The organism is Caballeronia grimmiae (assembly GCF_000698555.1).
GTDB lineage: Bacteria > Pseudomonadota > Gammaproteobacteria > Burkholderiales > Burkholderiaceae > Caballeronia > Caballeronia grimmiae.
Genome location: NZ_JFHE01000026.1, coordinates 12,925 through 37,954, shown reverse-complemented (window position 1 = coordinate 37,954; position 25,030 = coordinate 12,925). Strand labels below are relative to the sequence as shown.

Genomic DNA, 25,030 nt, shown 5'->3' with positions numbered 1-25,030 from the left:
TCAGGCCGCCTGCGCAACCTGCAGATGTGCCGCCGCGCGACGCGAGCGGATGATCTGCCAGATCTCATGCCGCAGCCGGACGAATTCAGGCGTCGCGCGCACGTCCTCGCCGGTAGCGTCCTTCGGCGCATTGACCGGCAGCACATGCGTGATGCGCCCGGGCGATGCCGCCATCACCAGCACGCGCTGACCGAGATAGATGGCTTCGTCGATCGAATGCGTGATGAAAACGATGGAGGTCCCGGTGTGCTTCCAGATGCGCAGCAGCTCGTCCTGCAAGGATTCGCGCGTCTGCGCATCGAGCGCGGCGAACGGTTCGTCCATCAGCAGGACGTCGGGTTCGTAGGCGAGCGAACGCGCGATGGCGACGCGCTGCTTCATGCCGCCCGACAACTGATGCGGGTAGCGGTCCGCGAACTCGCCGAGTCCGACGAGTTCGAGAAAGCGCCGTGCCCGCGCGAACCGCTCCGCCTTCGCGACGCCCTTCGCTTCCAGCCCGAACGCGACATTGCCGAGCGCCGTGCGCCACGGAAACAGTGCGTACTGCTGGAACACGATGCCGCGATCCAGGCCCGGCCCTTCGATCTTGCGTCCGTCGATCCGAATCTCGCCTGCATCCGGCAGCGTCAGCCCGCCGATGAGATCGAGCAGCGTGGTCTTGCCGCATCCGCTCGGGCCGACGAGCGAGACGAACTCGCCCGCCGCCACGTGAAAGGAAACCTCGTCGAGCACCGCGAAGCGATCGCGCCGATTCACGCGATAGCCCTTCGCGACATTGCGCACATCGATCGATGCACTCATTGCTGCGCCTCCCGATGCGTCAGTGGCTGGCCACGGCCTGGTTAAACGGATTGAACTGGTTGGAATACACCGTTTCCGGCTTGACCTGTCCGGGCTTGAGCACGCCGTTCTTCACATACCAGTCGATGTACGTCGTGAAATCCTCCGCCGCGATCAGGCCGCCCTTGCCGCCCACGCCCGGCGATTTCCAGTAATTGACGATCGTCGCATCTTCATTGCGATGCCGCGCCTCGACGATCTTCTTCAGGCGTGCAACGACCTGATCGCGCGGCGTCGTGCGCGCCCATTCGATCGCGCGGGCAGTGCCTTCGACGAATTTACGCACCGTGTTCGGGTTCTGCCCGATGAAGCGGTCCGTGAACAGATAGCTCGCATAGCCGTAAGAGCCGAACTGCGCGTAGTCGGTCGTGAGCAAGCGCGCGCCGCCATCGGCGAGCAGCTTGTCCTTGATGATGTCTTCGAGAAAGATCGCGTCGAGCTGCTTCTGCTTGAGCAGTTGCGCAAGATTCACCGGCGGCGCGGGCACGAACGTCACGCGGTCGATATCGGCCTGAGTCAGCCCAGATTTCTGAAGATACGCCGTCACGAGATATTGCTGATACGCGCCCGGCGTATTCACGCCGATCTTTTTGCCGACGAGATCGCGCGGCTCCTTGATCGCGCTGTCCTGCAAGACGAAGAGACCGCCGTTGGTCTCCTTGTCCGTGCCGACATACGAGATCACCGCCTTGACCGGCGCATGCGCCGCGACGAGCTTGACAATGGAACCGTTGAACGCGCCGCCGAAATCGACATCGCCGGTCACGGCCGCCTGAATGTCCTGCGGCCCGCTGATCGTGTTGCCGACCCACTTCAGCCTGATCGGCGCGAGATAGCCCAGTTCTTCGGCAAGCTCCGGATACAGGACCTTGCTCGCCCAGCCCTGATAGCGCAGTTCGAACTTTTCGGGGGTCTGCGCAAGAACCGCCGTCGCGCTCGCGGCGAACGCGACGACCGGCAACGTTGCTTGAATGAATCGCTTGATGAAAGTCACGCGTGTGCCTCCGGTCAGAACACGCCGTCGTGTTCGAGCGTGATGCGGTGAATGCGCCGCTTCGCCGCGCCGTAATCGCGCGCCGCATAGTGCTGCACTTGCCGGTTGTCCCAGATGGCGACATCGCCCTGCTTCCATTCGAAGCGCGCCTGCACTTCGGGTGTCTTGATGAGGTCGTAGAGATAGTTGAGCAGGGTCTGACTCTGCGTCTTCGATACGCCGAGGATATGGCTCGTATGTCCCTCGTTGACGAACACGAGCTTGCGTCCGTTCTCGGGATGCGTCTTGATGACGGGCACTTCGATCGGCGGATACTTCTGCGCGGCGTCACGCACACGCGCGAGCCCGGCCTCGACGCTGTTGTCCTCCGTGCCATCGGGAATCTCATAGCCGCTCAGCAGATCCGCGAGCGCGCCCTTCTTCGGCGACGCGATGAAGGTGTTCACCGCGGTCAGCTTCTCGAAGTAGCGGGCCAGATCGGCATCCAGCAAGTCGTAGACTGCCGCCGACGAGGCCCAGATCGTGTCGCCTCCGCCACCTTCCGGAATCTCCTGCGCGTGAAGGACGGTGGCCTTGGGCGGCTGATGCTGCCACGAAACATCGACATGCCAGTTGTCCGTGCCGCCCGAGCGGGTCTTGTCGCCGCCGTGCGCGATGACCTCGATCTCGGGAAAACCGGAGACGGCCGGAAGATAGACGTTCTTGCGGATCGGGTTGCCGAAGATGCGCGCGAGCGCCACGTGCTGCGCCGACGTGAGCGTCTGTTCACGAAAAAAGATCACGCCGTGATCGACCAACGCCTGACGCAGCGTCTGACGGTTGTCCTCGCTGAGCGGCGCGGCGAGATCGACATTATCGATGACCGCGCCGACGAGCGGCTTGTAGCGCCGCACGCGCAAGTCCTGGTGGCCTTTAGTTTGCGACTGCGCTTCTCCATGATCCAGCACCGTGCTCATACATCCTCCGTCGTCGTTGGGTCGTTCAATCAAACCACCGGAGCGCGGTGCTTCGCAACGAACGAATCGATGCAAGCGTATGAACGCATCGTCGATGACCCTTTTCACGCGAGCGCTCGAATGCATCGAGCAAAGCGTTACATACGCATTGCGTGGGGATGTCCTATTTTTTTAGGTCGCGCTTTTTCTGGACACATCGCTCTCTATGTCATCCGGAATGTAAATAAGGCGTGCGAGCCATTACAAACAAGAAATGCATCGTTGGACTTCGGTAAGCACGACCGTAATATCCGGCTTCCTCGAACTCATGGTTAATACTAAGGAAGCGAATGAAACGAGTCGCACACGCCGGCGCCGCTGGCTTACTGGCCGCCCTTCCCGGCATCGTTCAGGCACAGAGTTCCGTCACCTTGTACGGGATCATCGACGCGGGCCTCGCCTATACGAACAATCAGCGTGGCGCGTCCAACGTGCAGGCGACGAGCGGCAAGCTCAACGGCAGCCGTTGGGGCCTGAAAGGCGTCGAAGATCTCGGCGGCGGCTACAAGGCGCTGTTCACCCTCGAAAGCGGCTATCGCGTCAACGACGGCACGCTCGCTCAGGGTGGCCGCGAGTTCGGACGGCAAGCCTATGTGGGCGTGGCAAAGACGGGCATCGGCACGCTGACGCTCGGTCGTCAGTACGATCCGAACACGGACCTCGTCGCGCTGTTCGCCGGGCCGGGCTTCTGGTCGCCCGCCACGCACGTCGGCGATAACGACAATCTGAATCAGACCTTCCGCATCAACAATGCCGTGAAGTTCAGGAGCGATACCTTCGCGGGCGTGACTCTCGACGCGCTCTATGGGTTTAGCAATCAGGCCAGCAACGGCGCGGGCGCGGGCTTCGGCAACAACCGCGCGTGGGGCGTATCGGCGAGTTATGCCGCCGGGCCGCTGCAACTCGGCGCGGGCTATCTGCGGCTCGATCATCCGAATGTCGCGTCGAACACGAGCGGCGCGATCGGCGGGGCATCGACCACATCCGGCGACGACTACAGCGGCGCATTCTTCTATGGCGTCAACGGCGGGGTGGCGCGGCAGCAGGTGGCGGTCGCAGGCGGCAACTATGCGTTGGGCTCGGTCGCGACGGTCGGCTTCGCATGGAGCCACACGCAGCTCGACTACAACGACGGCTCGTCGCGCAAGTTCAACAACTACGACGTGAACGGCCGCTACAACATCACGCCGGCGGCGACCTTAATCGGCGTGTATAGCTTCACCGATGGCCGCGCAAACAGCCTGCCCGGCACCGCCGGCGCGACGCTCAAGCCGCGCTGGCATCAGTTCACCCTCGGCGTCGACTACGTGTTGTCCAAGCGCACCGACATCTATCTTTCCGGCGTCTATCAGCTCGCGGCGGGCGATGCCTCGACGCGCGTCGGCAACGGCTATCAGAAGATCGCCGCTATCGCCGATGCGGGCACGCCGTCGTCGACGAACCGGCAAGTGGCGGCGTTCGGCGGCGTTCGCGTGCGCTTCTGACAGGCGGAGTCGCACCGCATCGATTGACCATCATAAGCTCGGCACGAGTGGGCTGATATCGATCGAATGATCCATTCCTTTGCATGACGAACTGGCGGACGTATCGTCTGTCAGTGCCGCAAAACCGCATAAGGCGGCGCGTGCGGACCCGACAGCAACGGAGCATCCATGATGCGCAACGCCTACGTTGAGGTCCGCTTCAACTTAGCAAGGATGGAGTCATGGCAACGGGGACGGTCAAGTGGTCCAACGACGCGAAAGGCTACGGTTTCATCATCCCGGACGTCGGTACCGATGATCTGTTCGCCCATTTCCCGGAAGTGTGCAGCGAAGGATTCAAGACGCTGCACGAACATCAGAGTGAATTACGAGGTCAAGCAGGGACCGAAAGGCCGGCAAGCCCCGGAAATCGATCCCCTTTGAGATGATGCCGGGTTTATCCCGGCAACCCACGCCCGGCAATTGCCTTTGCGCTGGCCAACGGCGGAATCAGCCGCCGCTTCGCCCGATCGAGAAACTGAATCCACGCTGCTCGGGTCACCATGCATGCGTACACATGGAATCGCCGATGATTTCATATCACAACGGAGCCGCGATTCAGGCATCCGCGCTCCGCATGGGCAATGTCTTCATCGCCCGAGCGTCCATTCTCGAGAAAGACGGAGAATCGACTTCTCTGGGCGATCTCGGCGTCTTCGCGAACCGAGTGGGTGCGTACCGGTTCGCCGTCCGCTGTGCCGCGGCGTTCATCGATGGCGACGTCATGCCGCGTCCTCCGTGCGGAGTGCCCACGGTCTCGACAGCCAGCATCGTGTTCCGTCCCGCGTGATCGAACCATATCGGACAGGCGCGCGTCGCATCGTCAATGAAGGCGTCCGGCGATGAAGCCCCCGGACTTCGCTTTGCCCACACTGCAACGCTTCGTTCAGGGACCGATCCATGACACGACCCGCCCGACAGTTAGCGCTCGGTGCATTCTTAATGCAGACCGGCCATCACATCGCCGGCTGGCGGCACCCCGATGCCCAGGCCGACGCCGGCAGCAACTTTCGCCACTACGTGGAACTGGCGCGGCTCGCGGAAGCTGCGAAGTTCGACACGATTTTCTTCGCGGACTCTTCGGGCATACGCTCGACACATCTGCCATCGCTTGCGCGCACGGCCCGCAGCGACTTCTTCGATCCCGTCACGCTGCTAGCGGCGCTCGCCGCGGTGACCGAACGCTCCTGGCTGCGCGTGGCCGTTTGATTCCTCTGCTCGCGCGTCTTCCCGCCGATGTGCCGCTGGGCCTCTACGAATGTCCGGCGCCGTATCGTCGTCTGCTTTCCGACGATGAACTGAAGCGCTGCATTGACACGGGCCGCTTCATGATGCTGAAGGACGTGAGCTGCGACCTCGATACAGTCAAGCGCCGCGTGGCGCTCGCGCAAGGTTCGCCGCTCAAGGTGTTGAACGCCAATGCGGTCACCGCGCGCGATGCCATGAAGGCGGGTTCGGCCGGCTTCGACGGCGTGTTCACCAACTTTCATCCCGATCTGTACAAATGCCTGCGGGAGCGACAACCAGCGTCTATCTGCATGTGGACCACGATCGGCGCCATCAGGAAACCGAAGAAAAACACCGGGTGGACTGGTGACCCATCGGCCTCGCGCCGGTCATTCCTTCATTCAGTCATCGCATCACCGCTCATGAAAGTGCTTGTACCAGAAGCGCAGATCTCCGCAGATAGACAGACGCTAACCTTTGTCCTCGATTGGCGTGAGCAAACCGTGACATGTGTCGTGCCGCGTAAGTGTTCGGAGGTGTTCTTTTGGCTACCGCCGGATGCGGACGATGCCCGAACGGTGAGAGTGTTCGGGGACGGGTTTGCGCGCATTGAATCGGTCGCCCGGCGCAAGTTGCTGGCGCATCCGACGCCTAATATGCTACTTACGCGCGCAGATTTTTCGAATAGATAATGGTCTACCGTCGCTTTGGACATTGCTCCTGCAAATCGCTGAGCTCGGTTCAAGTTTGCCGGGACGGCCAACGCGGAGACTCGTAGTTGCGTCCGACAAAAACGAGAACCGCCTTGCAGCGGCAACCTCGCGGCCGGTTAAGCTTTCACCGCGAACTCACACTTTCGACCCACTGCGGCCGTTGGACCCGAGCTCCTCGAATGGCTTCTTCCAAGAGTCGAACGGTCGCACGCCACAATGCTATCGCTGCAACCCCAGATACCGTCGCTCGCAAAATGGCTAAGGTTTTCCAAAGGCCCGACGCTATCGTTCTCACTCACCTTGCCATCATGGGACACGAGCGCCGACGAAGGTCTCCACGCTCTTACCCTTTGCGCGGGCTCAACCGCGTGTCGACCGCGACAGGCTGTCGTATCTATGGGTCGATGCCTGAGATCACCCGTCCAGTCTGATGAACGGCGTTTGAACCGGTCCCGCCCGCAATTAAGTTTTACTTATACCCCCTCCTTTTTGCCTAATTCGACGCTGAGAAATCGGCCACCGACCATGGATTCATGCCCGACGCGCCTGTGCGCGCCGGAAACGCAACGAATCCACGGAGGTCATCCATGCAAGCCGATGTTCTCGTCGCCCGCAACGCCGAAGTATCCGATCTGCGGCGCGCCCTTTCACGCGCCGTCGCCGCAAGCAGTCAGGAAGTCGTCGATCTGGCGCGCGCGCTGGTCGCGGAGCCGAGCCCATATCCGCCCGGCGACACGCACGCCGTCGCACAACGCATTGAGGCCATGCTAGCGGGCACCGGCGTCGAGATCACGCGATACTGCACCCTTCCGCACGTGATGAACCTCGTCGTGCGGGCGCGCGGCATGCGGCCCGGCCGGCGGCTCGTCTTCAACGGCCATCTCGACACCTTCCCGCTCGTCGATGCGGATCGCTGGAGCGTCGACCCCAACGGCGAGGCCCGCGACGGCAAGCTCTACGGCCTGGGCGTCTCCGACATGAAAGGCGGCATCGCGGCAATCGTGTTCGCGCTGCGCCACCTCGCGTCACTGCGCGACACCCTGCCGGGCGAAGTCGTCGCGACCTTCGTCGGCGACGAGGAGAGCATGGGCACCGAGGGCGCGGGCTATCTGCTCAAGAACGTGCCCGAAGCCTCCGGAGACGCGATGATCAGCGCCGACACCGGTTCGCCCGGCGTCCTGCGCTTCGGCGAGAAAGGCATGATCTGGCTGCGGCTGGACGCGTCCGGCAGGTCGGCGCATGCGGCCCATGTTCACCGCGGCATCAGCGCGATCGAGCGCCTGCTCGACGCCATTCAGGAACTGAAAACACTCCGCGATCATCCCGTCGACGCGCCCGCCGACGTGCTCGCCGCGATCGAACACGCGGGCCCCGCATCCGAGGAACTGTCCGGCCGCGGCGAAAGCGACGTGCTGCGGCGCGTGACGGTCACCTTCGGCACCGTTCAGGGCGGCCGGTTATCGAATCTCGTCGCGGATCACGCATGCGCCACCGCCGATATCCGCCTGCCGGTCGGCGTGAGCGTCGCGCAGATCGAAGCGCGCATCGACGCGATCGTTGCGCGGCACGAAGGCGTCAGCGTCGAGATCACGCGGCGCTACGAGCCGAACTGGACCTCGCCCGATCACGAGATCGTGCAGCGCGTGCGCCGCAATTGCGCGGCGCGGCTCGGCATCGAGCCGGTCGTCAACATGCGCGTGGGCGCATCGGACGCGCGTCACTACCGGATGCACGGCGTGCCCACCGTGGTCTGCGGACTCACCGCGCACAACATGGGCTCGTTCGACGAGCACGTCCACGTCGACGAGCTGCGCGCGCTCGGCGAGATCTACGCCCTCACCGCCTTCGATTACCTGCACGGCATCTGAACGGCCGGTCCCGCTTTCGTATCGCGTATCGCGTCAGCTTCCACACGTCGCATCGACCAAGGAAAACGCCATGTCACACAACCTGAGTCTCAGCTGCGAGCAGCGCGGCAAGTTCCGGCGCATTCTGGCCTCCGCGCTCGTCGGCAACATGCTCGAGTTCTACGATCTCTTCATCTACGGCTTTCTCGCCGCCATCCTCGCGAAGGCGTTCTTTCCGACGGGCGACGCCTACACGTCGATGCTCGCCACCGCCGCGACCTTCGGCATCAGCTACTTCATCCGGCCGCTTGGCGCTGTCGTGATCGGCGGATACGCCGACCGGCGCGGCCGCAAGTCCGCGATGATGCTGACCATCTGGCTCATGGCGCTCGGCACCCTCGTCATCGCCTGCGCGCCTTCGTATGCGATGCTTGGCGCCGGCGGCACGCTGATCCTCGTGCTCGGCAAGATCCTGCAGGGCTTCTCGGCGGGCGGCGAGTTCGGCTCGACGGTCTCGTTCGTCACCGAGCACGCGCCGCGCGGCATGAAGGGCTATTTCGCGAGCTATCAGGTGGTCGGCATCGGGCTCGCGACGGGACTCGCGAGCATCGTCGGCCTCGGCACGACGCGCCTGATGACGCCTGAAACGCTGCTGTCCTGGGGATGGCGCGTGCCGTTCATCATCGGCCTCGCGATCGTGCCGTTCGGCTACTGGATTCGCCGCCGCGTCGACGAAACGCCGGAGTTCGAGGCGAGCCGGCACGAACACCGTCCGCTGCGCGAGACGCTCGCGACGGCCAAGGCGCGCATCGCGGCGGCGATCGGTCTGTACTCGCTCGCCGCGTCGACGAACTATCTGCTGGGTGTCTTCATTCCGCTCTATGCGCAGAAGGTGCTCGGCCTTTCCCCTGCCGATTCGATGCTCGGCGCGATCGGCTACTCCGTCGCGCAGATCTTCCTGCCGCCCGTGTTCGGCGCGCTGTCGGATCGCGTGGGACGGCTCGCGCTTATCACGGCGGGCACGCTGCTGACGGTCGCCCTCACAATGCCGGCGTTCCATCTGATGGTCGCGCAGCCCACGGTCGGCATGTACGTGCTCTGCATCACCGGCCTCACCGCCTGCGTGATGGTATTCCAGGGCGCGATGCCCGCGTTCGTCGCGGAGCTGTTTCCGCACGGCACGCGCACAACCTGCCTCGCGATCGTGCATAACCTGACCTTCGCGGTCTTCGGCGGGCTCTCGCTGATCATCTGCACGTGGATCGCCAACGAAACCGGCAGCAAGTTCGTTCCCGCGTGGTACGTGATGGTCACCGCGGTGGTCGCGCTTACCTGTATCCTCTGGTTCAGGTTGCGCTATCAACCCGCGCGCATCGAGGAGAACGCGCTGAACAACGCGTGAGCATCGCGCCGGTCTTGCCGCGCGGGCCGGCTCGCCGGCCCTGGCCGACCCAGACCGAAAACGACATTCGATGAGACTTAGGCACATAGAGGTAGTCAACGCGATCCGCGTCACGGGCACGCTGAAAGCCGCCGCAGCGCTGCTGTCGCTGACGCAGCCAGCGGTCACGCAGATCCTGCAGAGCGCGGAGCGCCAGCTGGGCTACGCGCTCTTCGAGCGCACGCGCGGCAAGCTGGTTCCGACGCGCGAGGCACAGCGCCTCTTCCCCGAGATCATGAAGCTCGACGAGCAGTTGCACGCGGTGCAGCGGCTCGCCGACAACCTGCGCGGCGGCACCGACGAATCGTCGATCCGCGTGCTGGCCGCACCGGCGCTCGCACAGACCGTCGTCGCCGATGCGGCGCTTGCGTTCGCCGCGATGCATCCGAACGTAAAGCTCTCCGTGCGCTCCGACTACTCGGCGACCGCGGTTGCGAACATTGCCCTGATGGACGCCGATGTCGGCGTGCTCTATCACAGCATTGCGCATCCGGCGATCCGGGAGATCGAGCTGGCGTCGAGCCGGCTCGTGTGCGTGGGTCATCCCGACGTGCTCGAAGACGCCGCGTCAATCGACCTCGCCGCCTTCGACGGGCGCGAGATCCTCGGCCCCGACCCCGACGATCCGGTCGGCCGCCTGCTCAACAAGCGCTTCGAGGAGCATGCGCTCAACGTGCGTACGACCATCACGGCGCAGTCGTATCACTCGCTCATCGCCCTTGCCGCGCGCTCGCGGCTCGTTACGATCGTCGATGAATTCTCGGCGCTCTCCGCGCGCGCGTTCGGTCTGAACGTCGCGCCGCTCGCGCCGGAGATCGCGATTCCGGTCGTCGCGAGCCTCGCGATCAGCGGCGAGCGTTCTGCCCTCGTCGATCAGTTCGTGCAGATGTGCAAAAAAATCATGCGTACGCAGATGAAGCCGCGCGCCGTTCAACCCTGAACCTTTCCGCCACCCGAGCCATGACCATTCAGACGTTCAATCCGTCGCGCGGCACCCGCGGCATGGCGGTCGCGCCCCACTCGCTCGCCTCGCAGAGCGCGCTCGCGGTGCTGCGCGAAGGCGGCAACGCCGTCGAAGCCATGATCGCCGCCGCCGCGACAATCGCGGTCGTCTATCCGCACATGAACGGCATCGGCGGCGACGGCTTCTGGCTGATCTCGCGGCCCGGCGCCGAACCCGTCGGCATCGAGGCGTGCGGCGCGGCTGCGGCGGCGGCGACGCTCGATCGGTATCGCGCGCTCGGGCTCGATCGCATTCCGCATCGCGGGCCGCTTGCCGCGAATACGGTTGCGGGCACGGTGTCGGGCTGGCATGCGGCGTTCGAGTGGTCGCGCACGACGCTCGGCGGACGCCTGCCGCTGTCGCGCCTGCTGGACGATGCAATCGACTACGCGATGCACGGCGTGCCCGCCACGGACAGTCAGGCGCGCTGCATCGCCGCCAAGCGCGATGAACTCGCAAGCGTGCCCGGCTTCGCGAACACCTTCATGCCCTCGCCCTTGCAGGCCGGCGATCGCTTCACGCAGCCGCGCATGGCCGCGACGCTCGCGCAACTCGTGCGCAGCGGGCTCGACGATTTCTATCGCGGCGATCTCGCGCGCAGCATGGCAGCCGAACTGAGCGCGCTGGGAAGCCCGCTCGCCGCCGGCGATCTGGAGCGCCATCATGCGCGGATCGTGACGCCGCTCGCCCTCGCGCATTCGCTCGGCACCGTCTACAACATGCCGCCGCCGACGCAGGGCATCGTTTCGCTCATCATCGTCGGGCTTCTCGACCGCGTGCTGCGCGACGACATGGACCCGCTCGGCCCGGAGTATGTTCACGCGTGCGTCGAGGCGACGAAGCTCGCCTTCGTGATCCGGGATGCGCACGTCACCGATCCCGATCACATGGACATCGATCCGCAGGCGCTGCTCGCCCCCGAACGTCTCGACGAACTCGCCGCGCAAATCTCGATGGATCGCGCCGCGCCGTGGGGCAACGGCCTCGGCCCCGCCGACACGGTATGGCTCGGCGCCATCGATGGCAATGGCCTCGCCGTGAGCTTCATCCAGAGCATCTATCACGAGTTCGGCAGCGGAATCGTGCTGCCTTCGTCGGGCGTCAACTGGCAGAACCGCGGCTGCAGCTTTTCGCTCGACGCAGCCTCGCGCAATCCGCTGATGCCGGGACGGCGGCCGTTCCACACGCTGAATCCGGCGCTCGCGCGTTTCGCCGACGGGCGCGTGATGGTCTACGGCAACATGGGCGGCGACGGCCAGCCGCAATCGCAGAGCGCGGTGTTCACGCGCATCGCGCGGTACGGATGGAATCCGCAGACGGCCATCGATGCGCCGCGCTGGCTGCTCGGCCGCACGTGGGGACAGGCGAGCGATTCGCTCAAGCTCGAAGCGCGCTTCGGCGAAGAGACCGCCGGGGCGCTTCGAAGCCTCGGACATGATGTCGATGTGTTGCGGCCCTACGACGAAACGATGGGCCACGCAGGCGCTATCATCCGTTATCCGAACGGATGTTTCGAAGGCGGACACGATCCGCGCAGCGACGGCGCGGCGATCGGCTGGTAACGTACGTTCCCCGCGTCATGCTTCATGCGGGGAACGCGACGCTCAGAGCAGCGCTTCGCTGCGCGCCATGCTTGCCGACGGCGTAGCGGCGACTGAACCGGTTTTCCCGGCCACTTACGCAGCACGGCTTGCGCGACGAGTTCCGCCGTTGCTGCCGAAAGCGTCCATCCGAGATGCCCGTGCCCGGTGTTGTAGAACACGCCGGGACGCCTGCCCTGCCCGACCTTCGGCAGCATGCTCGGCAACATCGGCCGCAGGCCGCTCCACGGAATCACGCGCGCGGTCGAAACTTCAGGAAAGTAGCGCCGCGTCCATTCGACGAGTAGCGCGATGCGGTCGGCGCGGATATCACGGTTGAAGCCGTTCAGTTCCGCCGTGCCCGCGACGCGGAAGCGATCCGCGCCGAGGCGGCTCGTGACGATCTTCGCGCGGTCGTCGAGCAGGCTGGCCCACGGCGCGTGCTCGCGGCTGCGCGCATCGTCGAGACAGACGGTGATCGAATAGCCTTTGACGGGATAGACGTTCACGTGATCGCCCGCCATCGAGGCGAACTCTCGGCTGCCGACACCCGCGCAGATCACAATGCCGTCGATCTGAAGAAGCTGTTCTTCGCCCGCCTGCTCGACCGTCAGCGCGACGCGGCCCGTTGATGGCCGATCGATTTGACCGACGTGTCGTAACGGAACTCGACGCCGTGACGCATGCATGCATCGGCGTCACCGCGCGTGAACTTGTGAATGTCGCCGGTCGAATCCACGGGCGTGGAGAAACCCGCGTGAAAACTGCCCTTCAGCGTCGGCTCGATCGACGCGATTTCCTGCGCCGTGACCGCATGTAGACGGGGGCGGCGTCGTTGTTTGGGCGGAGGTTCGCGTTAGGCTTAGTGGCGTTCGACGTAGTGCCGTTCCATGTAAACCGCGAGCACCGTAGCGGCTGCGCGCGACGTACATGCCGCCCGCTGCGCAGCCGCAACGGCGGTAACAGGACCCGTAGTCGACGTTCGGACGCCCATCCGGGAGCCCCATCGAGTGGCTGCAAGTGGTTGACCCCGGAAGTCCGACCGGCGCCCGTCAGCTGCCTGCACGAACTCGACACGAACTTCCCTTGCCGACCCAAAGCGGACCTAGAACCTTCTTTCACAGCTACGACTGCTTCCGACAACAGCGGTCAGCTAAAACGAACGGCTTTTCCAGACTGAGCGGCCTGTCGCACGGATGCAGTGATTTCAAGCGTTTTGGCTGCGTCAAACGCATCGCACAGCGGCTCTTCCTCTTTCCGAATGACGGATCCGAAGTGGCGCATCTGCTCAACATAGGGGTCTGCGGCTGCGTAGTCCACTATCCCAATCGAGAGCGGGTGGAACCATCCTCGATCTCCCGCGTAGTGCCACATCCGCAAGGTGGGCAGCGCCAGCGACGCATCGGTCCCAGACAGGAAGTGACTCTCGATGGAATTTTTCGCAAACGAAGCGTTTTCACCGGAAGACGTGTCCCAACTCCAAGGGGAGGCTGCCGTATCGGACAAGGTAATCGTCGCGACCGCGCCGTTCTTTAACTGAATGATAATAGCCGCCGTATCCTCAACTTCGAAACCGCGAACCGCATTGGAGGTAATGGCTTGCAGGCTCCCGATCTCGCCGCAAACGAAGCGCAATAAGTCGATCTCGTGGATGAGGTTGATCAACACCGGTCCGGCCGCCGTCGTCCGGCGCCATGCTTCGTCGAAGTAGGCGTCCGGTTTGAGGAAGGTAGCGAGCGCAGACGCGGAAACCAGCCGACCCAGCTTGCCGTCCCGCACCAGCGAACGCGCCGTGCGGATAATCGGGTTGTGTCGCCTGTGATGACCCACGAGCAAGGGAACGTTCGCATCGGCTGCCGTCCTGGCCAGGCGCAATGCGTCCTCGACCGTATCGGAAATCGGCTTTTCGACCAGCACGCCGATGCCCGCGCCAATCAGTTCCAGCGAAATCGGCACATGCAAGGCGTTCGGCGTTGCGACGATGGCACCGTCGAGCTTCATCTGATCGACAAGTGCTCGGTGGTCGGCGAACCACGGTATCGAGAACTCATTGGCCAACGCCTTCGCAGCGACGTTCGGGTCTGCGATTCCAACGATCTCGACTCCTTCGGCTTCGGCAGCGCCGACCAAATGCGCGCGCCCTATTGCGCCCGCACCGATGAGACCCACTCGCGATACAGACATCGATGCTCTCCTTGGTTCAATGCGTCGTTGCATTGCGCAGCACGGGTGCCGCATTGGTACGGACTCGGCCCTGCACATATGCTGCGACGATGGCAATTGCGATAGGAGCCGTCAGGAACAGAAAGAGCTGACCAAAGTTCCATTTGAAGCTCAGCAGCACGGCGCCGATCGATGCGCCGGAGATGGCGCCGAAGCGGCCGATGCCCGTCATCCAGCTCGTGCCCGTCGCGCGCATCTCGGTCGGGTAGTAGCTCGCCGCCATCGCGGTCCAGCCGGTATTCGTCGAGTTGGTGCAGTAGCCGAGCAGGAACACGAGGCTAATGAGACCGGCCAGGCCCACGTTCAACTGCGAGATGGCAATCGTGAAAATGAGCGCCGCGAACAGTGTCGCGATCATGACCTTGTGCGCCTTGAAGCGGTCCATCTCCCAGCCGATGACAATATTCCCGAGCGTGCCGCCCACCTGCATCATCGCGCCGACGAGCGCCGCATCGGCGAGCGAGAAGTTATTGTCCCTGACGATGATCGGCAACCAGCTATTGAGGAAGTAGACCGTCATCAGGTTCATGAACAGCCCGACCCACAGCGCCAGCGTGACCGAGGTATGCGGCTTCGACACGATGAGCCGGATGGCGCCCTTGCCTGCGTGTTCCCGTTCGGCCGTTGTGAGTTCGGTGGAAGCGTCCACCGTGCCGGGCTGAATTTTGTTGATGATTTTCGCGAGGGCCTTTCGTCCTTCGTGCTTCACGGCCAGGAACTTTGCAGATTCCGGCAGAACGAAAAACAGCACCGCTGCAAACAGAAGCGGAACCATACCGCCCACCACCAGAATCGATTGCCAGCCGTGAGTGGGAACAAGGTAGCTGGAGAGAAAGCCACCCCCGGCTGCGCCCAGCGTGAATCCGCAGTAAATCACTGTCACCATGACCGATCGATGCTTCTTGGGGGCGTATTCGGATGCCAGGGTCGCGGCGTTCGGTTGCGATGCGCCCAAGCCGAGTCCGGTCAGAAAGCGCAAGACGGAGAGCACTTCGATGTTAGGCGACCATGCGGATGCAAGACTCATCACGCCAAAGAAGATGACTGCGCCGATGATGACCTTGCGACGACCGAAACGGTCCGCCAGCGGCCCGCCGGTCAGCGCGCCAATAGCGAGGCCGAACAGGCCCATGCTGAGCACTGGCCCAAGCGCGGCACGGCTGATTTTCCAGTCGGCGATCAGCGCGGGAGCGATAAAACCCATCGCGACCACGTCGAAGCCATCAAGAATCAGGACCACGAGGCCCAAAAAAAGAATCTTCCAATGGAAGCCGGCGAACGGCCTCGAATCCAAGAATTCCTGGACGTTCAGTTGCTTGGCAGGGGCGCTCATGTTGTCTCCTAGTATTTCGAATGCGGCATGCTTAAAGCAGTCCGCGCATGTATTCGATGCTGTCGGCGATAGCCTTTTCGTCGTCTTCGTAGGCGGGATGCAGATAGTCGATCTCGAGTGCCAGCAAGCCGGCATAGCCATGCTTGCGTAGCTCGTCGAATGCTCGCGGAATGTCGATGAGACCTTGTCCCAGCGGCACGCTTGGCCAGAAGGCGAACTCACGCGGATTACCGCTTTTCGCGGCGATGTCCTTGATGTGCGTTGCACGCGCGTAGGGCGCAAGCTTCTCGATGGCGAGCGCCGGGTCTTCGAGCATGCGCAGGTTATTGGCGGTATCAAGGCACACGCCGAGTGCGGGCGAATCGACGGTCTCGATGAGCTCGACCAGTTCGTCGGCCAGCAGGTCGATATGGTTTTCGATGGCGAGCACGACACCGTGGCGTCCGGCGTGGCGGGCGGCATCGCTCAGTAGCGGAACAAGGCGGGCCTTGTGCTCCGTCCAATCGTCGATGCGCGTGCGGCGTCCGCCACAGCAAATGCGCATCACCTTCGCGCCGATAGCCGCGGCAATCTCCGTATGCCGCTTGAGGTCCGCGACCTCGTCCGGCGCCGCGCCCGAGCGCAGTCCGCCTGGATGTCCCCACGCCCATACCCGGTCGAGTTCGAGACGCTCGAGCTGCGCGCGCAGACGTGCGATTTCGTCGGGCGTCGGATTCGGCAGAAAGCACGATTCGAGCGAAACGCCATCCACGCCTAATGCTTTTGCGCGGTCGACGAATCCTTCCATGTTGATTCGCGTTCCGGGGTCCTGCTCCAAACCTGAATAAATCTCGCCGAAATAGCGGTGGTAACTGTATGAATCGATTGCCAGTTTCATGTCCATCTCTCTTTGATGGTTTACCTTACCAACTGGAATAGAACACCACATCTGCAGTAAACCCTAAAGCCCTCCAGATGAAACAGGATTCCAGATGGGATAGAATGGTGGGCCCATTAATCCCTTCTCGATTTATATGACTGCCGTCCGCGACCGAGCGCTTGCGATCGTCGAGCTGCTTTCCCACCACGTCCACGGCCTTCCGATGTCCGAAGTAGGCGACCGCCTTGGCATTCCACGTACGGCCGCGCATCGTCTTCTCACGGATCTGAAGGAAACGGGCTATGTGAAGCAGGACCCTAATACCTCGCAGTACCGGCTCACCGTTAAACTCGCATCCCTTGGTCTGAGCTACCTCGCGGCGACCGGCATCACGGACGCCGCTCAACCGCTGCTCGATGACCTTGCCGAGTTCAGCGGAGAGCTAGTCCGGCTTGCAGTGGCCGAGGGAGAGGACCTGATCTGGGTGGCCAAGGCCCAAGGCGCTCGCACAGGGCTGCGGCTAGACGCGGACGCGGGACTCGAGATTTACTTTCCGGCGACGGCAAACGGCATCGCATATCTAGCGGCCTTCGATGAAGAGCGCGCGCTGGCGTTGATATCGCGCCAAGGAATGGAGCGGGCTCGGGAAATGGGACCTGGCGCGCCGCAATCGCTTCGAGCCCTGCTTGAGCACATCGAGCTGGCTCGCCAGCGAGGCTATGCCGTTGTCTTCGACGCCTATGAGGCTGGGACGAGTGCCATCGCCGCGGTAGTCCAGCTCGGCGGGAACAGCGAGCCACTTGGCACGATCAGTATCGCTGGGCCGTCTATCCGCATGACAGCGGAACGGATGGAAGCGCTCGCTCCGAAGCTCATCGAATGTGCGAAGGCCATGGCGATCGCCAGCCGGAGTTCTCCGTTGTTCGCACGTGGTTGATGCGGGCAGAATGTAGATATCGGCACCCCGCGCGAATCACAAGCGCGGACTAGCGCATCGGCCTTTGTAGGACTGTGCTCAGATCCGGTGAACACTACGGCGACCGCCCTTGGAGACGATCCCACACGTCACACTTGCGAGACGTCGCGGCCCACCATCGAAGCTTCAGTGTCTGCCGAGAATCCAAGCTTAGAACTTTCCGACCAGGAAATCGTTAAGGGACGTCAACACCTCATTCGGCGCATCCTCGGGAAGCAGATGGCCGCCGGGCAACCCCCTTCCCGTTACGTTCGTTGCCCATCGGGACCAAGCGTCGATGGGCAATCCGCTTCTCGCCTGCTGTTCCCTCTCACTCCACAGTATCAGGACCGGACAGGTGAGTTTTCGGCCCGCCGCAAGATCGCTCGCATCGTGTTCCAAGTCCTCGGAAGCCGCGGCGCGATAGTCTTCGCACATGGCGTGGCGCACGCGCGGATCTCTGAACGCCGTTCGATAGGCGTCGAGGGCCAAGGGATCGATCCGCTCGAGACCGCCCGCCATGCTCGCCAGGGCAGTGTCGAGATAAGCGTCGGGATCCGCCGCAAGCATCCGCTCCGGCAGATCGCCCGGCTGCGCCAGGAAGAACCAGTGCCAGGCGTTGAGCGCGAAGCGCTTGTCGACGCTCGCGAACGCATCGAGCGTGGGTATGACGGTCAGTGATGCATACGCGGCGACGCGCTGCGGATGATCCAGCGCAAGCCGGTATCCCGCACGAGCGCCCCGGTCATGCCCGACCACGGCGAATCGTTCGTGCCCGAGTCGATCCATCAACGCCACGAGCGCGTCGGCTGCGCGACGTTTGGTCCATCGCGGCTGATCGTTGCGGGTCCGGCTGTCGCCGTATCCCGGCAGATCCGGCACGATGACCGTATGCGACCTCGCGAGCGTCGGAGCAATCAATCGCCACGCAACGTGCGTTTGCGGGTAGCCGTGCAGCAACAGAACCGGCGATCCGGTCCCGCCGATCCTGCCGCGAAACGAGACATCGCCCGCCTCGACGTCGAGCCTCGCAAAGCACGGAAAGAGGTCCTGTCCGACTTCATGCGTCATGGTTATCTCCTCGTCAAACGTGACTTCATTGCTGCGACGCCGACCTGACGAACCCGGCCAGATCGCGATTGAAACGCTCGACTTCCTCGATGAACGGCGCGTGACCCGAGTCCGCGTACACCTTGCTGACGATGCGCGGATTCAACTCAGCCGCCCGAGCCAGCGTCGCATGCGTGTCGACCAGCGCGTCGTGGCCGCCGTAGATGAAGAGCAGCGGGACGCGCGCCTTGCCGAGCCCCTCCGCAGCGAAGACCGTCATCGTCGGCACTTCCTTCTGCATGTCCCACGATGCCGTCGCGGCGTTCGCGAGCAGCCGGTCGAATGTATCGGTGTCAGGCCGATGGTTGAAACACAGGCCGACGAACGTGCGCTCACCGTCGAGATGCGTCCTCAGATCCGGCGAGTTCATGTCCCGGTAAACGTCGGGATGATCGACGATCTGACCCGGCGCAAGCTCCACCACGCCGTCGACATACACGGCGCCCGCGATCGCGCGATCGCCATACTTCGCGAGGTAGTTCGATATCACCACACCGCCGAGCGACCAGCCAACCACGACGGGCTTGCGCGCGTGTGAGCCCTGAATCACCGCTGCGAGGTCGTCCCCCCAACGGTTTCCGTCGTGATATGGCTCCGGGCCGGATGGCTTATCCGACAGACCGTGGCCGCGCAGATCGTAGGTAATGATCCGGTATTGGCGCAATTCGGGACTCTGCACCTGCGCGTCCCAGTTCAGGCGGCTGCCGAGCAGCCCATGCACCAGAATGATCGGCGGGCCGTTGAGGTTGCCGCTTTCCTGAACCGCCAGCTTCACCCCATCCGTCGATGTAACCGTATAACTGCTCGGCGCCGCGATCGCGTCGGGTACGGAAGCAAACAGCGTCGCCGCAGAGAACGCCGACATCAAAAAGCGAGGAAACGTTCGTAAGCTCATTGCCTTTCCTTGAGAGTGTCAGTGCGCCTAGTCTCAACCCTTACACTGATGTGAGAGTCAAGAGAATTGTGTTAGCCTGCTTTTCATGAAAGACACGCCTTCACAGGAACTGCTGACGATTGGACAGCTCTCTCAACTCACCGGCGCGAGCCTGCGATCCATCCGACATTACGACGAACACGGTCTGCTCGCCTCGGTACGTGCGAGCAATGGCTATCGCATGTTCCCCGAGAAAGCAGTCACGCAGGTCAAGCAGATTCAGCGCATGATCGCGACCGGTTTCACTATCGACGATATTCGCGGCTTTCCGGACTGCATGCTTCTGATCGAAGGCGCACGCTCTTGCGATCAGATCACCGACGTCCAGCGAGTACGGCTCGAAGCTATCGATCGTCAGATCGCGGACCTCGAAAAGCGTCGCGCGCGGCTCATCAAGACCTTGCTCGAAGGTGCGGTGCCGCCCGTCGAATGACGCGGACTGCCCACACAGAGATCGCCCTCAAACGGGAACATCCGACGCGGTTTTCTTCCTGCCGATATCCGCACGCAGGCTGTCGTATTCCTCCTGACTGATCGGCGCTGCGTCTCGCTGCCCGAGCGCGTTGACGGGCAGCCGATAGGTTTCGCGCGCCGTCCATGCGCCTAGCGCCCCGATGCCGCAGACGGTCAGCGTGATCGTCCCCACAATCAACGGAATGTGCTGTGTACCGGGCGGCACGGCGGCCGCGATGAACGCCGGCAGGACCGCGGTGATGGCCGTGCCGATGTTCTGGCCGATCGCCATGGCGGTAACCCGGATACGCGTCGGGAACAGTTCAGGCATGAAGCTCGGATAGACCGCGTTGAAGCACTGATACACCACGCCCCACATCACGATCGCGATGACGATCGCCAGCATGGCATTGTGCAGACTGATGGCATAGAGATATGCATAAGACAGCAAGCCCGAAGCAAGCGCGCCGAATATGATGAGCGGTCGGCGTCCCCATCGATCGGACAGACTGCCTGCGAAGGGAATGAAGAACATCGCGGTCAGATTGGCGAGCAGCGGAATCCAGAGAAAGAAGCCTTTCGAAAGACCGATACCGTAAGCGGGCTGTACTGCATAGGCCGCGCCGAAGATCGAAGTCACTGCGAGGATGATCGCAATCAATGCGATTGCAGCAATGCGGACAATATCCCGCCAGCCATCGCGCAATGCTTCCTTGACGGGCGACGCGGGAATCTGCCGATGTTGAGCTTCATCGACGAAAGCCGGCGTCTCCGACACTTTCCGCCGAATCACATAACCGGCTATGAGCACGAGCACACTCAGCAGGAACGGTACGCGCCAGCCCCACGCCAGGAACTGCTTCTCGGGCAAATAGTAAGCGAGCGGCATGAAGATGGCCGCCGCGAACACCTGGCCGGCGGTGACGCCCTGCATCGCATAACTCGCAAAGTAGCCGCGACGGCCGAGTGGCGCATGCTCCAGCACGAGGGAACTGGAACCGGAGATCTCCCCGGCGACCGCGAAGCCCTGGATGAGCCGCAAGGCCACGAGCAGGATCGGCGCCGCGAATCCCACTTGCGCAAAGGTCGGCAGAAGACCCACAGCGAGCGTCGACAAGCCCATCATGAACATGCAGGTAAGAAGCAGGTTCTTGCGGCCATGCGTATCACCACGACGGCCGAGCACAAATGCGCCGACCGGGCGAGCGAGATAACCGACGCCATACGTTGCGAGCGACGCGGCAATCGCAACGCGACTGTCTCCGGACGGAAAGAAGAGTTGCGGAAAGACCAGCGCAGCGGCCTGCGCGTAAATGAAGTAATCGTAGTACTCCAGCGCCGATCCGATCCACGCGCTCGCCGTGGCGGTTCGTGCCTGATTACTGCTCTGCTGATGCGTTGCTGACATTTCGTCTCCTGCGTGTGTCTTGTCGATGGTCGCGAGCACGGCTCGCGTAGCGTCGCGCGCTCAATACGTCGCGCGGCCGCCCGACAGGTCGAAGGTGAAGCCGGTCGTGAAGCTGCATTCGTCGCTCGCGATCCACGCCACCATCGCGGCGATTTCCGGCACGGTCAGAAATCGCCCCATCGGAATGCGTGCTTTGCTGCTCTCGATGTGCTCCTCCGTCATCTCCCGGAAAAGGTCCGTTTCGGTGATCGCAGGTGCGATGCCGTTGACCGTGACACCCGTTCCGGCCAGCTCGCGCGCGATGGATTTAGTCAGACCGATGACACCCGCCTTCGCTGCGGCATAAGCGCAAATGTTCGGATGCCCCTCCTTGCCGACGATCGACGCCACGTTGACGATGCGTCCCGCACCGCGCGCGCGCATGTGTGGCACCGCGAGGCGGCAGGTGTGGAAGACGCTGTTCAGATCGACGTCGAGAACGCGCTTCCATGCGTCGACCGGATAGTCCTGGATCGGCACGACCGGACCGTTGATGCCGGCGTTGTTCACGAGGATGTCGACATGACCGAACGACTCGAGCGTGGCAGCGAACGCGGCCTCGACGGAACGCGCGTCGGCAAGATCGACGGCCTGCACGAGGGCGGCGAACGAGTCACCGCCTGTTTCGAGCGATGAACAATCGATGTCCCAGCAGGCGATCCGGCAGCCTTCGTCCGCGAGACGCTCTGCGATACCACGCCCGATGCCGCGCGCGGCGCCCGTCACGATGGCCGTGCGTGTTTCGAATCTTCGTTCCTTTACCGGTTGCGTTTCCATATCCCTTGTTCCTCCATATAACCTAGTTCCCATGCTAGAAACGAGATTACGATTCGTCAACGGTCATCCCTCCATTCGTTCACAGACGGGAACAAACTAGGGAATGTCCCGGTTTGCTGCAAAAACCGCTTGACCGCGCACGGCCATGAGTACCACCATAGAAACGGATTTCTATACGTGAACTCGGAGGACCGATAGATGGGACAGGCGATGATTGATCGATGGACGATCCGCGAGACGATCGAAAACTGGGCGGTATGGCGAGATGCGGGAGACTGGGAGCGCTTTGCGACGCTCTGGCATCCGGACGGCCGCATGATGGCGACCTGGTTTCAGGGAAGCGGTCGTGAGTTTATCGAAGTGACGAAGGCCGGTTGGGCGAACGGCGTGAGCATCCTGCATTTTTTGGGCGGCACGTCGATCGAAGTGAACGGCTCCCGTGCAGTCGCGCAGACCAAGATGACCATTTCGCAACGTGGAGAAGTCGAAGGCACGTTATGCGATGTCGTGTGCACCGGCCGCTTCTACGACTTCTTCGAGAAGGTCGACGACCGATGGTTGCTGCTGCTTCGTCAGCCCATCTACGAAAAGGATCGTCTCGATCCGGTCAGGCCGGACGCCCGTCCCGTGCTCGATGCCGCGCTGCTGGCCGAGTTTCCCGCCGGCTATCGGCATCTCGCGTACATGCAGACCCGAATCGGCTACAAGGTCAAACGCGACATGCCCACGCTGACGGGCCCGGAAGTCGAAGCGCTCTATGCGCGCGGCCGCCAGTATCTGCAAAGCGGAGCGCTGTGATGGAGGACGTCTCGCCGATGCGCTTCGATTACCACGCGCTGCCGTCGCGCGTGCTGTTTGGTGCGGGCAGGCGTCGGGAAACGCCTGAAGTCGCGCGGCAACTCGGCTGCACGCGTCCGTTAATCGTCTCCACGCCGGAGCAGAAGGATTTGGCCGGCGCCATCGCATCGTTGTTCACCGGTTCGCCGGCTCAGATTTTTCCCGAGGCCGCAATGCATACGCCGTGGGACGTGACAGCGCGTGCGCTCTCGCTTACGCAGGCGAGCGCTGTCGACTCCTTGATAGCCGTGGGCGGCGGCTCGGCAATCGGCCTCGCGAAAGCGCTTGCACTCCGCACCGGCCTGCCGCAGATCGCACTGCCCACCACGTACGCCGGCTCTGAAGTCACACCGATCATCGGGGAAACGCAGGACGGCGAGAAACGTACGCGTCGTACGCTCGACGTGTTGCCGGAGGCCGTGATTTACGATGTCGAACTCACCCTGACGCTGCCCGCGCGCTTGTCGGCGACGAGCGGTCTGAACGCAATGGCCCACGCGGTGGAAGCGCTCTACTCCGTCGACGCCAATCCGGTCACGTCGATTATGGCTGAACAGGGCATCGCGGCCCTCGCCGCCGCGTTACCCGAGATTCTCGCCGATCCCGCGAGTCGTGATGCGCGCAGCCGCGCACAATACGGCGCGTGGTTGTGCGGAACCTGCCTCGGCTCCGTGGGCATGGCGCTGCATCATAAGGTCTGTCATGTGCTGGGCGGCACCTTCGATCTGCCGCACGCCGACACGCATGCGATCATGCTGGCGCATGTCGTCGCTTATCAGGCTGGCGCGGCGCCGCATGCAATGCGCCGCATCGCACGCGCGCTTGGCGCCGATGACGCGTGGACTGGACTGCACGCACTCGCCGCAAGGCTGCAAGTTCCGCAGTCTCTTGCCGAGATCGGCATGCCGCACGAGGGCATCGGGCGCGCGGCCGAACTGGTGCTGCAAGAGACCTATGCGAATCCGCGCACGCCGGACTATGAGTCGATCACGCTGATGCTCGAAAGAGCATGGCACGGCGCAGCACCACAACCCGATTCGCCGTGAGGAACACGATGCGCAACTTGAACGAAGACAACATCACCGCAGCGGTCATCGAGCGTCTTGCGGGAAGCAAGAGCGAACGCGTGCACCAGATCAGCGCCGCGCTGGTTCGTCATCTGCATGCATTCGTGAAGGAGATCGAGCCGACTGAAGACGAATGGGCTGCTGCGATTCGCTTTCTCACGCAGACGGGGCAGATGTGCACCGACACCCGGCAGGAATTCATTCTGCTGTCCGACACGCTCGGTGTATCGATGCTGGTGGACGCGATCAATCATCGCTACCCGGGCGACGCGACGCAAACCACGGTGCTCGGTCCGTTCTATGTCGAAGAAGCGGCTACGCTGCCGCTCGGCGTTTCGATCGCAGATGGCGAGCCGGGCGACCCTCTGCTGGTCGAAGGCACCGTGCACGATCTGAACGGGAAGGCGATCGCGGGCGCGCTGGTCGAGACGTGGCACGCGGACAGCCATGGCTTCTATGACGTGCAGAAGGCCGCTGGCAAGTCGGATCTGCACATGCGAGCGCGCTTCCTGACCGATCCGGATGGTGCATTTTGGTATCACTCGATCGTGCCCGCAGCCTATCCGATTCCGAACGACGGCCCGGTTGGCCGCATGCTCGACGCGCAGGGACGACATCCTTACCGCCCGGCCCATGTGCACTTTCGCGTCAGTGCGCCCGGCTTTCAGACGCTCGTTACGCATGTGTTCGTGAGCGGCGACAGCTACCTGGATTCGGACGTCGTGTTCGGCGTGAAAGACGCACTGATCGAAACGCTGGTGCCGCTCGCACCGGGCCTGAGTCCGGCCGGACATCGCGTCGATGTTCCCACTGCCCTGCTTGCCTATGATTTCGTCCTGCCGCCGCAGAACTGATCGCGCTGCGCCACGAGC

The 25,030-nt window shown here is 63.0% G+C and carries 21 protein-coding genes and 5 pseudogenes; 14 read left to right on the top strand and 12 right to left on the bottom strand.

The genetic code is table 11. The annotated features are described in order from the left end of the window. The 4 genes and pseudogenes from BG57_RS21915 to BG57_RS21905 all read right to left on the bottom strand — a co-directional run bounded on the left by BG57_RS21915 (position 1) and on the right by BG57_RS21905 (position 2,790). The gene (locus tag BG57_RS21915; protein ID WP_035967996.1) at positions 1–801 is read right to left on the bottom strand and encodes an ABC transporter ATP-binding protein; all 801 of its coding nucleotides are present in this window, start codon (positions 799–801) and stop codon (positions 1–3) included. A gap of 19 nt (positions 802–820) precedes the next feature. Next, positions 821–1,801 carry an ABC transporter substrate-binding protein gene (locus BG57_RS21910; protein WP_479389482.1) on the bottom strand — a complete coding sequence of 327 codons (981 nt, stop codon included), beginning with the start codon at positions 1,799–1,801 and terminating at the stop codon, positions 821–823. After that, positions 1,775–1,903, bottom strand: a pseudogene (locus BG57_RS34440) (hypothetical protein); the annotation flags it as partial. The gene BG57_RS21910 and the pseudogene BG57_RS34440, both read right to left, overlap by 27 nt. Continuing rightward, the gene (locus tag BG57_RS21905) at positions 1,849–2,790 is read right to left on the bottom strand and encodes a TauD/TfdA dioxygenase family protein (RefSeq protein WP_035967995.1); all 942 of its coding nucleotides are present in this window, start codon (positions 2,788–2,790) and stop codon (positions 1,849–1,851) included. The gene BG57_RS21905 and the pseudogene BG57_RS34440, both read right to left, overlap by 55 nt. Positions 2,791–3,119: 329 nt before the next feature. On the opposite strand from BG57_RS21905, the gene BG57_RS21900 reads away from it, so the two are divergent. From BG57_RS21900 to BG57_RS21865, 9 genes and pseudogenes are all read left to right on the top strand, one after another. Next, a complete protein-coding gene (locus tag BG57_RS21900) occupies positions 3,120–4,313 on the top strand; it encodes a porin (RefSeq protein WP_035967994.1) in 1,194 nt (397 codons plus the stop codon). Between the two features lie 221 nt (positions 4,314–4,534). Next, a pseudogene (locus BG57_RS31755) lies at positions 4,535–4,736 on the top strand (cold-shock protein). A gap of 145 nt (positions 4,737–4,881) precedes the next feature. Continuing rightward, positions 4,882–5,142 (top strand): hypothetical protein, encoded by a 261-nt coding sequence (locus BG57_RS21895; RefSeq protein WP_052005936.1) that lies wholly within the window; start codon positions 4,882–4,884, stop codon positions 5,140–5,142. Between the two features lie 110 nt (positions 5,143–5,252). Beyond that, positions 5,253–5,558 (top strand): annotated as a pseudogene (locus BG57_RS21890) (LLM class flavin-dependent oxidoreductase); the annotation flags it as partial. Next, a pseudogene (locus tag BG57_RS21885) lies at positions 5,558–5,872 on the top strand (dihydrodipicolinate synthase family protein); the annotation flags it as partial. The pseudogenes BG57_RS21890 and BG57_RS21885, both read left to right, overlap by 1 nt. 1,007 nt (positions 5,873–6,879) lie before the next feature. Beyond that, positions 6,880–8,160 (top strand): M20/M25/M40 family metallo-hydrolase, encoded by a 1,281-nt coding sequence (locus BG57_RS21880; protein ID WP_035967986.1) that lies wholly within the window; start codon positions 6,880–6,882, stop codon positions 8,158–8,160. 70 nt (positions 8,161–8,230) lie between these two features. Next, on the top strand, positions 8,231–9,541 hold the full coding sequence (locus BG57_RS21875) for an MFS transporter (RefSeq protein WP_052005933.1): 1,311 nt from the start codon (positions 8,231–8,233) through the stop codon (positions 9,539–9,541). Positions 9,542–9,611: 70 nt separating this feature from the next. Then, entirely contained in the window at positions 9,612–10,520 is a 909-nt protein-coding gene (locus BG57_RS21870; protein ID WP_035967985.1) for a LysR family transcriptional regulator, read from the top strand. A gap of 20 nt (positions 10,521–10,540) precedes the next feature. Further along, positions 10,541–12,145, top strand: coding sequence for a gamma-glutamyltransferase family protein (locus BG57_RS21865; protein WP_052005932.1), 1,605 nt, complete (start codon positions 10,541–10,543; stop codon positions 12,143–12,145). Between the two features lie 122 nt (positions 12,146–12,267). Here the strand turns inward: BG57_RS21865 and BG57_RS21860 are convergent. The 4 genes and pseudogenes from BG57_RS21860 to BG57_RS21845 all read right to left on the bottom strand — a co-directional run. Beyond that, positions 12,268–12,995: pseudogene (locus BG57_RS21860) on the bottom strand (FAD-dependent oxidoreductase); the annotation flags it as partial. Between the two features lie 317 nt (positions 12,996–13,312). Continuing rightward, the gene (locus BG57_RS21855) at positions 13,313–14,347 is read right to left on the bottom strand and encodes a Gfo/Idh/MocA family protein (RefSeq protein WP_035967984.1); all 1,035 of its coding nucleotides are present in this window, start codon (positions 14,345–14,347) and stop codon (positions 13,313–13,315) included. A 16-nt stretch (positions 14,348–14,363) separates the two neighbouring features. Beyond that, positions 14,364–15,719, bottom strand: coding sequence for an MFS transporter (locus tag BG57_RS21850; RefSeq protein ID WP_035967983.1), 1,356 nt, complete (start codon positions 15,717–15,719; stop codon positions 14,364–14,366). Between the two features lie 31 nt (positions 15,720–15,750). Next, complete coding sequence (locus tag BG57_RS21845; protein WP_035968057.1) at positions 15,751–16,596, bottom strand: sugar phosphate isomerase/epimerase family protein; 846 nt, start codon at positions 16,594–16,596, stop codon at positions 15,751–15,753. A gap of 136 nt (positions 16,597–16,732) precedes the next feature. Between BG57_RS21845 and BG57_RS21840 the strand changes: the two genes are divergently transcribed. Continuing rightward, a complete protein-coding gene (locus tag BG57_RS21840; RefSeq protein ID WP_035967981.1) occupies positions 16,733–17,515 on the top strand; it encodes an IclR family transcriptional regulator in 783 nt (260 codons plus the stop codon). A 189-nt stretch (positions 17,516–17,704) separates the two neighbouring features. Here the strand turns inward: BG57_RS21840 and BG57_RS21835 are convergent, their stop codons facing one another. After that, complete coding sequence (locus BG57_RS21835; RefSeq protein WP_035967978.1) at positions 17,705–18,604, bottom strand: alpha/beta fold hydrolase; 900 nt, start codon at positions 18,602–18,604, stop codon at positions 17,705–17,707. A gap of 25 nt (positions 18,605–18,629) precedes the next feature. Then, positions 18,630–19,538, bottom strand: coding sequence for an alpha/beta fold hydrolase (locus tag BG57_RS21830; RefSeq protein WP_035967977.1), 909 nt, complete (start codon positions 19,536–19,538; stop codon positions 18,630–18,632). Between the two features lie 85 nt (positions 19,539–19,623). On the opposite strand from BG57_RS21830, the gene BG57_RS21825 reads away from it, so the two are divergent. Beyond that, positions 19,624–20,010, top strand: a complete 387-nt coding sequence (locus BG57_RS21825; RefSeq protein ID WP_035967976.1) for a MerR family transcriptional regulator — start codon at positions 19,624–19,626, stop codon at positions 20,008–20,010. A 27-nt stretch (positions 20,011–20,037) separates the two neighbouring features. On the opposite strand, the gene BG57_RS21820 is transcribed toward BG57_RS21825, so the two are convergent. After that, positions 20,038–21,438, bottom strand: a complete 1,401-nt coding sequence (locus BG57_RS21820) for an MFS transporter (protein ID WP_035967975.1) — start codon at positions 21,436–21,438, stop codon at positions 20,038–20,040. 60 nt (positions 21,439–21,498) lie between these two features. Continuing rightward, positions 21,499–22,254, bottom strand: coding sequence for an SDR family NAD(P)-dependent oxidoreductase (locus BG57_RS21815; RefSeq protein ID WP_035967974.1), 756 nt, complete (start codon positions 22,252–22,254; stop codon positions 21,499–21,501). Positions 22,255–22,464: 210 nt separating this feature from the next. Here BG57_RS21815 and BG57_RS21810 point away from each other — a divergent pair, with 210 nt between their 5' ends. From BG57_RS21810 to BG57_RS21800, 3 genes are read left to right on the top strand one after another with little or no spacing between them, the layout of a single operon-like run. Continuing rightward, positions 22,465–23,052, top strand: a complete 588-nt coding sequence (locus tag BG57_RS21810; protein ID WP_229753946.1) for a nuclear transport factor 2 family protein — start codon at positions 22,465–22,467, stop codon at positions 23,050–23,052. Next, on the top strand, positions 23,052–24,137 hold the full coding sequence (locus BG57_RS21805) for a maleylacetate reductase (RefSeq protein WP_035967972.1): 1,086 nt from the start codon (positions 23,052–23,054) through the stop codon (positions 24,135–24,137). Before BG57_RS21810 ends, BG57_RS21805 begins: the two co-directional genes overlap by 1 nt. Before the next feature lie 8 nt (positions 24,138–24,145). After that, positions 24,146–25,012, top strand: a complete 867-nt coding sequence (locus BG57_RS21800; RefSeq protein WP_035967970.1) for an intradiol ring-cleavage dioxygenase — start codon at positions 24,146–24,148, stop codon at positions 25,010–25,012. Positions 25,013–25,030 lie beyond the last annotated feature (18 nt).